Source organism: Solibacillus sp. FSL K6-1781 (genome assembly GCF_038630735.1).
Taxonomy (GTDB): Bacteria; Bacillota; Bacilli; order Bacillales_A; family Planococcaceae; genus Solibacillus; species Solibacillus silvestris.
Genome location: NZ_CP152038.1, coordinates 3,128,185 through 3,141,913, shown reverse-complemented (window position 1 = coordinate 3,141,913; position 13,729 = coordinate 3,128,185). Strand labels below are relative to the sequence as shown.

At 40.4% G+C, this 13,729-nt stretch carries 11 protein-coding genes and 1 riboswitch; of the genes, 10 read left to right on the top strand and 1 reads right to left on the bottom strand.

Annotated elements, in window-relative coordinates; all coding sequences use genetic code 11:
• Positions 1-9 precede the first annotated feature (9 nt).
• The 9 genes from MHH37_RS15980 to MHH37_RS15940 all read left to right on the top strand — a co-directional run bounded on the left by MHH37_RS15980 (position 10) and on the right by MHH37_RS15940 (position 8,052).
• The gene (locus tag MHH37_RS15980; RefSeq protein ID WP_087618374.1) at positions 10-1,182 is read left to right on the top strand and encodes an acetyl-CoA C-acetyltransferase; all 1,173 of its coding nucleotides are present in this window, start codon (positions 10-12) and stop codon (positions 1,180-1,182) included.
• A 254-nt stretch (positions 1,183-1,436) separates the two neighbouring features.
• Complete coding sequence (locus MHH37_RS15975) at positions 1,437-3,221, top strand: acyl-CoA dehydrogenase family protein (RefSeq protein WP_065216926.1); 1,785 nt, start codon at positions 1,437-1,439, stop codon at positions 3,219-3,221.
• Between the two features lie 323 nt (positions 3,222-3,544).
• On the top strand, positions 3,545-3,901 hold the full coding sequence (locus MHH37_RS15970) for an arsenate reductase family protein (RefSeq protein ID WP_008408689.1): 357 nt from the start codon (positions 3,545-3,547) through the stop codon (positions 3,899-3,901).
• An 80-nt stretch (positions 3,902-3,981) separates the two neighbouring features.
• Positions 3,982-4,362, top strand: coding sequence for a glycine cleavage system protein GcvH (gene gcvH, locus MHH37_RS15965; RefSeq protein ID WP_008408686.1), 381 nt, complete (start codon positions 3,982-3,984; stop codon positions 4,360-4,362).
• Positions 4,363-4,451: 89 nt separating this feature from the next.
• Positions 4,452-4,778, top strand: a complete 327-nt coding sequence (locus MHH37_RS15960; RefSeq protein WP_342573759.1) for a toprim domain-containing protein — start codon at positions 4,452-4,454, stop codon at positions 4,776-4,778.
• Positions 4,779-4,785: 7 nt separating this feature from the next.
• Complete coding sequence (locus MHH37_RS15955; protein ID WP_065216306.1) at positions 4,786-5,088, top strand: thioredoxin family protein; 303 nt, start codon at positions 4,786-4,788, stop codon at positions 5,086-5,088.
• A 61-nt stretch (positions 5,089-5,149) separates the two neighbouring features.
• Positions 5,150-5,252: riboswitch (SAM riboswitch) on the top strand.
• 145 nt (positions 5,253-5,397) lie between these two features.
• The gene (locus MHH37_RS15950; RefSeq protein WP_008408682.1) at positions 5,398-6,426 is read left to right on the top strand and encodes a methionine ABC transporter ATP-binding protein; all 1,029 of its coding nucleotides are present in this window, start codon (positions 5,398-5,400) and stop codon (positions 6,424-6,426) included.
• The gene (locus tag MHH37_RS15945) at positions 6,419-7,087 is read left to right on the top strand and encodes a methionine ABC transporter permease (protein ID WP_342573758.1); all 669 of its coding nucleotides are present in this window, start codon (positions 6,419-6,421) and stop codon (positions 7,085-7,087) included. Before MHH37_RS15950 ends, MHH37_RS15945 begins: the two co-directional genes overlap by 8 nt.
• Before the next feature lie 158 nt (positions 7,088-7,245).
• A complete protein-coding gene (locus MHH37_RS15940; protein WP_014823032.1) occupies positions 7,246-8,052 on the top strand; it encodes a MetQ/NlpA family ABC transporter substrate-binding protein in 807 nt (268 codons plus the stop codon).
• Positions 8,053-8,178: 126 nt separating this feature from the next.
• On the opposite strand, the gene MHH37_RS15935 is transcribed toward MHH37_RS15940, so the two are convergent.
• A complete protein-coding gene (locus tag MHH37_RS15935) occupies positions 8,179-9,081 on the bottom strand; it encodes a LysR family transcriptional regulator (protein WP_008408676.1) in 903 nt (300 codons plus the stop codon).
• A 118-nt stretch (positions 9,082-9,199) separates the two neighbouring features.
• Here MHH37_RS15935 and gltB point away from each other — a divergent pair, with 118 nt between their 5' ends.
• Positions 9,200-13,720, top strand: a complete 4,521-nt coding sequence (gene gltB / locus MHH37_RS15930; RefSeq protein ID WP_342573757.1) for a glutamate synthase large subunit — start codon at positions 9,200-9,202, stop codon at positions 13,718-13,720.
• The last annotated feature ends 9 nt before the right edge of the window (positions 13,721-13,729 follow it).

The window sequence follows — 13,729 nt, the reverse complement described above, 5'->3', positions numbered from 1 at the left end:
AACATCATTATGCGTGAAGCCGTTATTGTTGCAGGAGCACGAACACCAATCGGACGTGCGAAAAAAGGATCACTTGCGAATACTCGTCCAGATGATTTTGGTGCAGTAGTAGTAAAAGAAGCATTAAAACGTGCGGGCTATGAAGGTCCAATTGATGATTTAATTATGGGATGTGCAATGCCGGAAGCAGAACAAGGGATGAATGTTGCCCGCTTAGTAGGGGCATTGGCAGGGTTACCGGATGAAACACCAGCATTAACAGTTAACCGTTTCTGTTCATCAGGGCTACAAACAATTGCTTATGCAGCAGAGCGCATTATGCTTGGCCATGCAAAAGCAATCGTTGCAGGTGGTACAGAGTCGATGAGTATGATTCCGATGACTGGTAATACAGTTCGTCTAAACCCAAAAATTGCTGAAGAAGCACCACAATACTATATCGGTATGGGTCACACAGCTGAAGAAGTAGCGAATCGTTACAATGTGACACGTGAAGAGCAGGATGCTTTTGCAGTGCGTTCGCATGAATTGGCTGAAAAAGCAATTAAAGAAGGTAAATTCAAAGACGAAATCGTTCCAGTTGAAGTGACGGAGTATTATGTCGATGAAAACAATCAGTTAAAAGAAAAAGTTACAATTTTTGATACAGATGAAGGGGTTCGTCCAGGTACATCGGTAGAAACGTTGGCAAAATTACGTCCAGCATTCAACGTAAAAGGATCTGTAACAGCAGGGAATGCTTCTCAAACTTCTGACGGTGCAGCAGCAGTACTTGTGATGGACCGTGAAGAAGCGGAGAAACAAGGAATGCAGCCACTGGCAAAATTCTTAGGATTTGCTGTCGGAGGAGTTCCACCTGAAGTAATGGGTATCGGACCAATCGTTGCGGTACCGAAAGCACTTGAAATTGCAGGAATTACACAAGATCAAGTTGACCTGTGGGAAATTAACGAAGCATTCGCATCACAATCAATTCAAGTAGTTCGTGAGCTTGGCATTGATATGGAAAAAGTGAATGTTAACGGGGGGGCAATCGCATTAGGCCATCCACTTGGTGCAACAGGCGCGATTCTTACAGTGAAGTTAATCAATGAATTAAAACGCCGCGGCGGTAAATACGGTGTCGTAACAATGTGTATCGGCGGCGGAATGGGCGCAGCAGGGGTATTTGAAGTTCTTTAATTGTCTGGGGAAACAATAAGGTGTTGTTTGTAGTGAAGGTTCGAGTGTAGCTGACGGCTGCGCCTTTCGCTACAAGCAAGCTTCCAGCGGGAAAAGCACGACGCCTGAGACTAGGAACAAAAGCTAAGAACGCCACGTCCTGTGGCAACGCTTTTGTGACCAACATCGTGTTGGCCTCGTGCCCGCGGAAAGCGTAACCGAAACGGAAAACAACACAATAAAAAATCACAGAGGAAACTAGGGAGGAATTTATAATGGCACAAACAACAAACAGCATTATTAAAGGTGGCGGCTTTTTAATCGAGGACGTGGAAATTAACCGAGTAATTACACCGGAAGATTTCACAGATGAGCAAAAGATGATTGCTCAAACAACACAGGAATATGTAACAAACGAAGTATTGCCGGTAGTTGAAAACTTAGAGCACCATGAGTTCGAGCACTCGGTACGTCTATTAAAAACAGCAGGTGATTTAGGTTTACTAGCAGCTGACGTGCCGGAAGAGTACGAAGGCTTAGGCTTAGACAAAATCTCTTCTGCATTAATCGCTGAAAAAATGTCACCGGCTGGCGGTTTCTCAATCACACACGGTGCCCATGTAGGGATCGGTTCATTACCAATCGTATTATTCGGTAACCATGAGCAAAAAACGAAGTACTTACCGAAGTTAGCTTCAGGTGCCTTAATCGCAGCTTACGCATTAACAGAGCCAGGTTCAGGTTCGGATGCATTAGGCGCAAAAACAACTGCTAAATTAAATGAAGCGGGTACCCATTACGTATTAAATGGTGAAAAACAATGGATTACTAATGCAGGCTTTGCGGATGTATTCGTTGTATACGCAAAAATTGATGGCGATAAATTTACTGCATTCATCGTTGAGCGTTCATTCCCAGGAGTTTCTGTAGGTCCGGAAGAGAAGAAAATGGGGATTAAATCATCTTCTACTCGTACATTAATTTTAGAAGATGCAGAAGTGCCTGTAGAAAACTTATTAGGTGAAGTAGGCCGCGGTCATATTATCGCATTCAACATTTTAAATATCGGGCGTTATAAATTAGGAGTAGGTACTGTAGGTGCATCAAAACGTGCATTTGAATTAGCAGTTGCTTATACAAACCAACGCCAACAGTTCAAAACGAAATTATCGGATTTCAACTTAACGAAAGAAAAAATCGCATCAATGGCTTCTCACATTTATGCATCAGAATCTTTAAACTATCGTACAGTTGGCTACTTCGAAGACCGTTTAAGCCAGTTATCTGATGAAGAGCAAAAAGACGGCAAATCAATTGCAGCAGCAATCGCTGAGTATGCTATTGAGTGCTCAATCGCAAAAGTATTCGGTTCTGAAACACTGGATTTCGTAGCGGATGAAGCGGTTCAGTTACACGGTGGTTACGGATTTATGGCTGAGTACGAAGTGGAACGCATTTACCGTGACTCTCGTATTAACCGTATTTTCGAAGGTACAAACGAAATTAACCGTATGATCGTACCAGGCACATTTATGAAAAAAGCATTAAAAGGTGAATTACCACTATTACAAGTAGCACAAGAACTGCAAAACGAGCTACTAATGCTTATGCCTGAAGAAATTGGCCAAGGTGCTTTAGAGCAAGAGAAATATTTAGTGAAAAATGCGAAGAAAATCGCAGTACTTGCAGCAGGTGCAGCAGCACAACGCTACGGTGCAAAACTGGATGCCGAGCAGGAGCTGTTAGTGAACATCGCGAACATTGCGAACCAATTATACGCAATGGAATCTGCAGTAATCCGTACACAAAAAGCAATCGAGCGTGACGGAGAAGAAAAAGCAGCACAAAAAATCCTTTACACTCAAATTTTCTGTCAGGAAGCATTCGCAGAAATCGAAAAAGAAGCAAAAGAAACATTGATCGCTTCAGTTGAAGGTGACGATGCACGTATGATTTTATCGGCTTTACGTAAATTAACGCGCAACAATCCTTACAACTTAATTCCGAAAAAACGTGAAGCTTCAGTGAAATTAATCGAAGCAGAAAAGTATGTAGTTTAACAAAATACTATAGTCGGGTGCATGACACTGCACCCGATTTTTCTATGTTGTTCTAATATAATGTAAAATGTTCTAATATATTTTTACATAAACTAATATATCTCGGAAGTTCTAATATAAGTTTCCTTTCTTCTAATATGACCGCCAAAGTTTCAAATAAACGAAACCATTCTTCTAAAATACGACCAGCATGTTCTAATATCGGCACAAATATTCTAATAAAACCCATATTCATAAAAACGCCAATAATACGAACACATTTTTGATTTGTCCTTCTATATCCGTTACAATATAGGAAAATCCAGGGCAAAAGGAGTACTTACATGACAGTAAAATTCATTCAATATCCAAAATGTACAACGTGTAAAAAAGCGCAAAAGTGGCTAGATGAGCAAGGTGTGGACTATGAAAATATTCATATCGTAGAACAGACACCATCTAAAGAGGAGATTAAAGCAATTTATGAAGCAAGTGGAGTGCCATTAAAGAAATTCTTCAATACGTCTGGTATGAAATATCGGGAATTAGGTCTTAAAGATAAATTAGCGACAATGTCCGAGGATGAGCAATTAGAGCTATTGGCATCAGATGGTATGTTAATTAAGCGACCGATCGTAACAGATGGAAAAAAATTAACTTTAGGATTTAAGGAGTCTGACTTCTTAGAAACTTGGAAATAAACAGTTATTCACATTGTATTTCCGAACGAAATATGGCAAAATGAACTTGAATGTACTACATATAACATGGAGGTTTTCGAATGAGCACACCAAAAGAATTACGTTATTCAAAAGAGCATGAGTGGGTTAAAATTGAAGACGGTAAGGCAACAATCGGTATTACGGATTTCGCACAATCTGAATTAGGTGATATCGTATTCGTAGAATTACCTGAAGTAGGCGATGAGATTTCAAAGGATCAGCCATTCGGTAGTGTAGAGTCTGTAAAAACAGTTTCTGAACTATATGCACCACTTTCTGGTAAAGTAGTTGCAATCAACGAAGAATTACTGGACAACCCAGAATACGTTAATGAATCTCCATACGGTAATGCATGGATGGTTACTGTTGAGTTAACAAGTGAAGCGGAAGTTGAAGAATTATTAGACGCAGATGCTTACACTGCATTAATCGAACAATAATATGAAACACTAAAGCCTTCTATAGTAAGGTTTTAGTGTTTTTTTGTTATTCTATACATAAAGGTGATTTTGAAAGGAAGCGTGTACGTATGGGAAAATGCCTTGTTGTCGAAGGACGTGCCGATAAGTTGAGATTAATCCCGATTTTAGCAGAGGACGTGACAATTGTTTGTACAAATGGCACAATAAGCGAAGTCAATTTGATTGATTTATTGGAAGATTATGAGCAAGATGAAATTATCACTATGTTTGATGCAGATAAAAACGGTGAAAAGTTACGTAAACTGATGAACCGTGCATATCCTGAAGCACAACAGCTAATCATACCTCACGAATATATTGAAGTAGAAAAAACACCTACTAAAATCTTAAGGGATATTTTACTACGAGCAAAATTTTTAGTAAAAGAAGGATGACAGTATAATGGAACAATGGACGAAACAGCAATGGGAACAAAACGTACAACAATATGATCAGACAGCATTTTTCCTATATACGCCTATGTGCGGCACATGTGAAGTATCAGAAAAAATGTTGGAAGTAATTGAGAAATTACTACCAGATCTCCCGCTTGGTATGGCAAATATCAATTATTTAGGGGATTTACCTTATGAACTGAAAATTGAAAGTGTACCTTGTTTAATTGTTTCAGACAACGGGGAACTAACGAATAAAATTTATGCATTTAAATCCGTACCGTTTTTGTATGAAATATTAAAAAAGTAATTGACGTAGTCACTTTGTCGTGATAAAGTAACATTCATAATAATAAAACTTAATAACGTTGCTCTTATAAAGAGAGGTGGAGGGAAGTGCCCTATGAAGCCCGGCAACCAGCGATTACGCAAAGGTGCCAATTCACACAAAGTGTAAACTTTGAAAGATGAGAGAACGGTTTACCGTATAAATGTATGTGAAACCTTTCTACTTGTCTTGGTAGAAAGGTTTTTTTCATTCAGCGGATGTTTTGGATGAAAAAAGAACATGATTTTGAAATAGCAGGAAGGTTATTTCAATTTAGAAGGAGTACAACCGATGATTGATATACAAAATATTACAAAAGTGTATAACACGAAAAATGGTAAGCTTACGGCAGTTGATAATGTAAGCCTATCGATCAACAAAGGAGAAATATACGGTATTATTGGCTACAGTGGTGCCGGTAAAAGTACAATGATTCGCCTATTGAACGGTTTGGAAAAGCCAACGACAGGTTCTGTCATTGTAGGTGGTCAGGATATTGCAAAAGCTTCCGGAGCTAAATTACGAGAAGCACGTCAAAAAATAAGTATGATTTTCCAGCACTTCAATTTACTTTGGTCACGTACCGTTGAAGAAAACATCGCATTTCCACTTGAAATAGCAGGTGTTTCAAAAGCTGATCGTGAAAAACGAGTAGAAGAGTTAATTGAACTTGTTGGTTTAAAAGGAAGAGGGAAAGCGTATCCTTCTCAACTTTCAGGCGGTCAAAAGCAGCGTGTTGGCATTGCCCGTGCGTTGGCAAACAATCCGGAAGTGCTTTTATGTGATGAAGCGACTTCAGCACTTGATCCTGAAACAACGGATTCAATTTTGGAATTGCTGCTTGATATTAATAAAAACATCGGACTTACAATTGTACTCATTACACATGAAATGCATGTTATCCGTAAAATCTGTAACAGAGTAGCTGTTATGGAAGCCGGAAAAGTAGTGGAACAGGGAGATGTATTACAAGTGTTCCAACATCCGCAAGCACCGATTACGAAAAACTTCGTGTCGCAAGCTTCTGGTGAAACACAGGAAACGCAAGCATCACTGGAACAGATTTTAGCCAATTATCCAGAAGGCAAAATCGCTAAATTAACATTTGCAGCGGCAACGACAGAACAGCCTGTCATCTCACAAATGATTAAGCAATTTGACGTAGTTGTTAATATAGTGCATGGCAAAATCTCAAATACAACGGGCGGTTCGTTTGGTACATTGTTTATTCATATCGATGGCGAGCCAAAAGCAGTCGCGGAAGCATTAAGCTTTTTAGCGAAGCAAGAAATTCAGGCGGAGGTGATTGAGCATGTTTAATCAATTATTTCCGAACGTAGATTGGGGTAAAATGCTCGAAGCAACATATGAAACAATTTATATGACGGCTGTTGCGACAGTCATCACATTTATACTAGGACTTCTAATTGGTATTGTCTTATTTTTAACGAGCGACAATCAATTATGGGCAAATAAAGTTGTACACTTTTTGACAGGGTCATTCGTGAATATTTTCCGCTCGATTCCATTTATCGTCTTGATCATTTTATTAATTCCATTTACGAAGTTTTTACTTGGAACCATCCGTGGTGCCAATGCAGCATTACCTGCGCTTATTATCGGTGCAGCACCGTTTTATGCGCGCATGGTGTTAATTGCATTAAGAGAGATTGATAAAGGTGTTATAGAAGCGGCTCGCTCAATGGGAGCGAAAACTTCTACGATTATTTGGAAAGTGCTGATTCCGGAAAGCTTACCGGCATTAATTTCAGGTATTACTGTTACAGCTGTCGCTTTAGTAGGGTATACAGCAATGGCCGGCATCATTGGTGCGGGTGGTTTAGGAAACCTGGCATTCCTTGATGGTTTCCAGCGTAACCGAACAGATGTGACTTTAATGGCAACTGTATTGATTTTAGTTGTCGTATTCATCATCCAATATATTGGGGATTTCATCACAGCAAGAGTGGACAAACGATAGTTAGTGGCTCGTAAGGCCGTAATTATAAATATTGGTGCATCGAAACAATATGGACGCAAACTTTTATAAAAGTGCGCGTCTATCCGAAAAATAATCAGAATATAGAAAAAGTTTCGATGGGCCGAAAACAAACTAATAAAAAAGGGTAGGTAAAACAAATGAAAAAGTTATTATCAAGCGTTATTTTAGGAGCTTCAGTACTTGCATTAGCAGCATGTGGAGGAGAAGATGAAAAATTAGTAGTTGGTGCATCGAATACACCACACGCAGTTATCCTTGAAAAAGTTAAACCGATATTAGAGGAACAAGGTATTGAGCTTGAAATCGAACCTTATACAGATTATGTACTTCCAAACCAAGATTTAGATAACGGTGATCTAGATGCGAACTTCTTCCAGCACATTCCATACTTCGAAGCACAAAAAGCAGATTTCGATTATGACTTTGCAAATGCTGGCGGTATTCACATCGAGCCAATCGGTATTTACTCAAAAAAATATTCATCTTTAGAAGAACTTCCTGAAGGTGCAACGATTTTACTTTCTAACTCAGTGGCAGACCATGGACGTATGCTTTCATTACTTGAAGCACAAGGTTTAATTACATTAGCAGAAGGTATTGATAAAACAAAAGCAGAGATAAAAGACATCGTAGATAATCCGAAAAACTTCGAATTCGATGCAAACACTGCTGCTGAATTATTAGTGCAAATGTACGAAAATGAAGAAGGGGATGCGGTATTGATCAACTCAAACTTCGCAATCGATAACGGCATTAACCCATTGGAAGATTCAATCGCAATCGAGTCTAGTGAATCACCTTATGTAAATATCATTGCAGTAAAATCTGGCGATGAAGATTCAAAAGAAATTAAAGCATTAGTAGATGCATTACGCTCGAAAGAAGTTCAAGACTTTATCGTCGAAGAGTGGGGCGGCTCTGTAGTACCAGTTTCAGGCGAATAAAAATAATCAAAAAAACCATTTTCTCTATTGGGGAGAAAATGGTTTTTTCGTTTCATAAAATTATCTTTTCTAAAATGGGATTTCTCCATATCTATCCAATGAAACTTCTACTTCTATTCAAGCCTTTTATTGGAATCGTGTTAATCGTGAATAAAAATTTGATATAAAGTCGACAAATACTTGTTCGGATGGGGCAAGATCTCTTGATGTTGGTGCAATAATGCCGACTGTACGTCTTATATTAGGTATGGTGATCGGCACTTTGACGGTCATGCGCGGTGTTGAATCATAGAGTGAACTTTCTGGTAAAAGTGTCACACCTATTCCTGCAGCCACAAGCCCTTTTAATGCATCCATATCTTCTCCCTCGGTAGTGATATTCGGCATAAAGCCTACAGAGCGGCATGCATCAACGGCAACTTTGTTTAAAATATAACCTTCAGGAAAGAGTACAAATTGATCATGACGCAAATCAACAAGGTTAATCGATTCTTTTTTCGCTAGTGGGTGTGTTGCGGGCAACAAAGCATGGATGTTTTCGCTAAACAGCACTGTTGTATTGATTGCTTCGTCTTTTGGTGGTAATGGTCCAAGCAAAGCTAAATTCAGCTCGCGATTTTTGACTGCATCAATCAAATATTTATAGGACCCTTGGCGTAGATGAAAAGAAATTTCCGGGTATTCTTTTTTAAATGCAGAAATGACAGTCGGCAATACATAGCTTGCCAAACTTGTAGGGAAACCTATTTTAATTGTACCTTTTGCCGGGTCTAAATATTCTTCTACCTGCTTTGCAGCAAAATCAATTCCCTTGAGTGCGGTAATACAATGTTCCAAAAAAATCTTCCCAACTGGCGTCAACTTTACGTTACGCCCGATTCGTTCAAAAAGCGGTGTTCCAAGTTCTTCTTCCAAGTTGGCAATTTGTCGGCTGATTGCAGACTGGGCAACGTGTAAATGCTCCGCAGCTTCAGAAATATGCTCGCGTTCTGCCACCTCTACAAAGTAACGTAACTGTCTTAATTCCACTATTTCCACCCCATTCATCTAAAAAGTAGATTGTTTATATCCAAACTATATATTGTTTATATTATTTCGAAAACTTTAAAATGTAAATACGGTATTGAAAGAATGAGGGGGAATGGATATGAGTTTTCATCAGTTACCAGAAGCGCAAGGGTTATATAATCCTGAATTTGAACATGACGCATGCGGAATTGGCATGTATGCAAATATAAAAGGAATACCTTCACATCAGATTGTAAAAAAAGGGCTAGAAATGTTATGTCGTTTAGAACACCGTGCTGGACGTGGCGGAGATGGCAAGACAGGTGATGGAGCAGGGCTGTTAGTTCAAATCCCACATGCTTTCTTTCAACAAAACTGCGCGGAACTTAATTTACCTGAAATGGGTGAATATGGTGTAGGACAAATTTTTTTCACGGAAAATGAAAACGAACGCCAAAAAATTGAAGAAAAGATGAATGAATTAATTGGACAGGAAAATCAGCAACTGATCGGCTGGCGAACTGCTCCGACAAATAAAGAAAATTTAAGTGATATTGCTAAATCGACTGCCCCGGTTGTTCGCCAAGTATTTATTCGTTCAAACGAAAACGACAATAAGGCGTTCGAACGAAAACTGTATGTCATTCGCAAACAGCTCGAACATTGGGCGACAGAGCAGCAGTACGAATTGTATATTCCAAGTCTTTCAAGTCAGACGATTGTATTTAAAGGATTGCTTTCACCAGAAGAAGTAAGTGAATTTTATGTGGATCTGCAGGACGAAAGCTTCGTATCCGCATTGGCACTCGTGCATTCACGTTACTCGACGAATACATTCCCATCTTGGAAACGGGCCCATCCGAATCGCTATATTATCCATAATGGGGAGATTAACACATTGCGTGGCAATATTAACTGGATGCGTGCACGTGAGCAACAGTTCGTATCTGAAGCGTTTGGAGAGGACCTTGAAAAACTTTTACCGATAATCGATACAACGGGATCTGATTCTTCAATGCTTGATAACGCATTTGAATTTTTTGTATTGGCTGGACGTTCACCGGCTGAGACAGCGATGATGATGATTCCGGAACCGTGGACAGAAAATCCGCGCATAGATGAAGACCGTAAAGCGTTTTATCAATATCATGCAAGTTTGATGGAACCGTGGGATGGACCGACTGCTATTTGCTTCACGGACGGCAAACAGATTGGGGCCATTTTAGACCGTAACGGCTTGCGTCCAGGAAGACTTTATGTGACGAAAGACGATCATGTTATTTTCTCTTCCGAAACAGGGGTTGTCGATTATGCTGAAGAAGACATTCTTTATAAAGACCGATTAAGTCCAAGTCGTATGCTGTTGATTGATTTAGAGCAGGGGAAAATTATTTCGGATGCGGAGCTGAAATCCGAAGTTGCAGCAGAAAAACCTTATGCAGCATGGCTGGAAGAAAATATGATCAAACTTGAATCGAAGAGTGAGCAGTTACCTGAAATAAATGAGCTGACATTACGCCAGAAAATTCACGGCTATACATTTGAGGATGTACAAAAATATATTGTACCTCTTGCAAATGAAGGAAAAGATCCGCTTGGCTCGATGGGGAACGATACCCCATTAGCTGTTCTTTCAGATAGACCACAATCATTATTTAATTACTTTAAGCAGCTGTTTGCACAAGTGACAAACCCGCCGATTGATTCTATTCGCGAACATGTCGTGACATCGACAATGACGTTGCTTGGAGCGGAAGGTGATTTATTACAGCCGAATGCGCAAAATGCACGTCGCCTCCTGCTGAAAACGCCGGTGTTAACGACTGCAGAATATGAGCAGATTGTAAATAATAACGAAGAACATTTTGAAGTAGCGGAAATCTCGTTAAAATTTACCGAAAATTTAGAAAGTGAACTTAACCGAATCAAAACGGAAGCGGAAGCTGCTATTTTTGGACGCAAGACAATTATTGTACTGTCTGACTATATGGATGATGCTAAGCAGTTAACAATGCCCGTTCTTCTAGCAGCGAGTACAATCCATCAATATTTAGTGCGAATCGGTCTACGTACGAAGGCGAGCATTATTGTGAACAGTGCGGAAGTTCGGGAAGTTCATCATTTTGTTGCATTGATCGGCTTCGGTGTTGACGCCATTCACCCGTACTTAGCATATACAACAATTCATGAGGCAATTGAAAATGGTCATTTATCTGTACCGTTTGAAAAAGCGATTCAAAAATTCCGAAAAGGTGCAGCGGATGGTGTCGTTAAAGTAATGTCGAAGATGGGAATTTCAACAGTTCAATCTTATCGCGGTGCCCAAGTGTTCGAGGCAGTCGGGATTTCAAAAGAAGTGATCGACGAGTATTTCACAGGTACGGCTTCACAAATTGACGGCATTGACTTACAGACAATCGGAGAAGAAGCAAAACGCCGCCATGAGGAAGCGATGCAATCGATGTCAGCCCAACTGCAATCAGGTTCGGATTTCCAATGGCGTGCGGACGGAGAGCATCATGCGTTTAATCCGAAAACTATCCATACACTCCAATGGGCGACTCGTAAAAATGATTTTGGATTGTACCGGATGTATGCAGAAATGGCTAATGAAGAACGAATTGGATTTTTACGTAATTTATTCGACTTTAAAAAGAATGAACGCCGAATCCCTATGGAAGAAATTGAATCAGTGGATTCCATCGTAAAACGATTTAAATCAGGGGCCATGTCATTTGGTTCGTTATCGAAAGAAGCGCATGAAACATTGGCGGTAGCGATGAACCGTCTAGGTGCACGTTCGAATTCAGGTGAAGGTGGGGAAGATCCGGCCCGCTTTACAATCGAACCAAATGGTGATAACAAGCGCAGTGCAATAAAACAAATTGCATCAGGACGATTTGGTGTGAAATCGCATTATTTAGTGAATGCCGATGAGCTGCAAATTAAAATGGCGCAAGGGGCGAAACCAGGGGAAGGCGGGCAACTGCCTGGCAATAAAGTTTATCCTTGGGTAGCAGATGTGCGCGGTTCCACTCCTGGGGTTGGTTTAATATCACCACCGCCGCATCACGACATTTATTCAATCGAGGATATGGCTCAGTTAATTCATGATTTAAAAAATGCAAACCGTCATGCAAGAATTTCTGTGAAACTCGTAGCAAAAGCGGGTGTTGGTACAATTGCTGCAGGTGTTGCAAAAGGTGCAGCGGACGTCATTGTCATTTCTGGCTATGACGGAGGTACAGGGGCATCGCCGAAAACATCGATTAAGCATACGGGCTTACCGTGGGAGCTTGGTTTAGCGGAAGCGCATCAAACATTGATGCTCAATGGACTTCGAGACCGAGTGACATTGGAAACGGATGGTAAGCTAATGACGGGAAAAGATGTCGTGATGGCAGCACTTTTAGGGGCAGAGGAATTCGGTTTTGCGACTGCACCGTTAATCGTATTAGGCTGTGTCATGATGCGTGCCTGTCATCTGGATACTTGTCCGGTAGGTGTAGCAACGCAAAACCCGGAACTCCGTGCGAAATTTATGGGATCAGCTGATCATGTCGTCAATTATATGCGTTTTGTCGCTGAAGAAATGCGCGAATATATGAGTATTCTAGGATTCCGTACTGTGGAAGAGATGGTAGGTCGTACAGATGTTTTGCAAATTTCAGATCGCACAGCAAAACATTGGAAAGCAAGCCAGCTCGATTTAACGGCACTGCTTCATCAAATCCAAGGAACACGCACTAAACAGCATCAGCAAAATCATAATATTGAGGGAAGTTTTGATTTACAAGAGTTATTACCGCAAGTTTCAAAGGCAATCGAAGGAAACGAGCGAATCGAGTTAAATTATTCGATTAAAAATACAGACCGAGTAATGGGAACGATTGTCGGCAGTGAAATTTCCCGCAAATACGGTGAAGCAGGTCTGCCGGATAACACAATTAACTTAACGTTTACAGGCCATGCTGGTCAAAGTTTTGGCGCCTTTATCCCAAGAGGAATGTCGATGCGTGTAGTTGGGGATGTCAATGATTACTTCGGTAAAGGATTGTCAGGAGGAAAAGTGACAGCGATTGCACCGATTAAAGGCGAACAGGAGAAAAACGTCATCGCCGGAAATGTTTGTTTATATGGGGCAACGAGCGGTAAGGCATTTATTAATGGGCGTGCTGGCCATCGATTCGGTGTTCGTAATTCAGGCGCTGAAATCGTTGTTGAAGGAATTGGGGATCACGGATGTGAGTATATGACAGGCGGTAAAATCGTTATATTAGGGGATGTCGGTCAAAACTTTGGTGCCGGAATGTCCGGTGGTATCGGCTATATTCTGCCGAGTGATGGGGAAAAGTTCAAAGCGCAGTGCAATACGGAAATGATTCACTTTGAAAAACTGACAGACCCTGCGGAAAGTGAATCTGTCCGCCAATTAATTATTCAGCATTTGGAAGAAACGGATAGTTCCTACGCATTGGACGTTTTAGCAAAGTGGGAGCAGTTTGTTCCAAAATTCGTTAAAGTTGTGCCAACAGATTATAAAATTATGGTTGATAAAATAAACCACTACACTGCAACTGGTTCTACAAAAGACGATGCAGCAATGCAGGCATTTACGGAAGTGACAACTAGTCAGAAAAAGCTTGTGAGCACAAAATAAGAGGGGGTT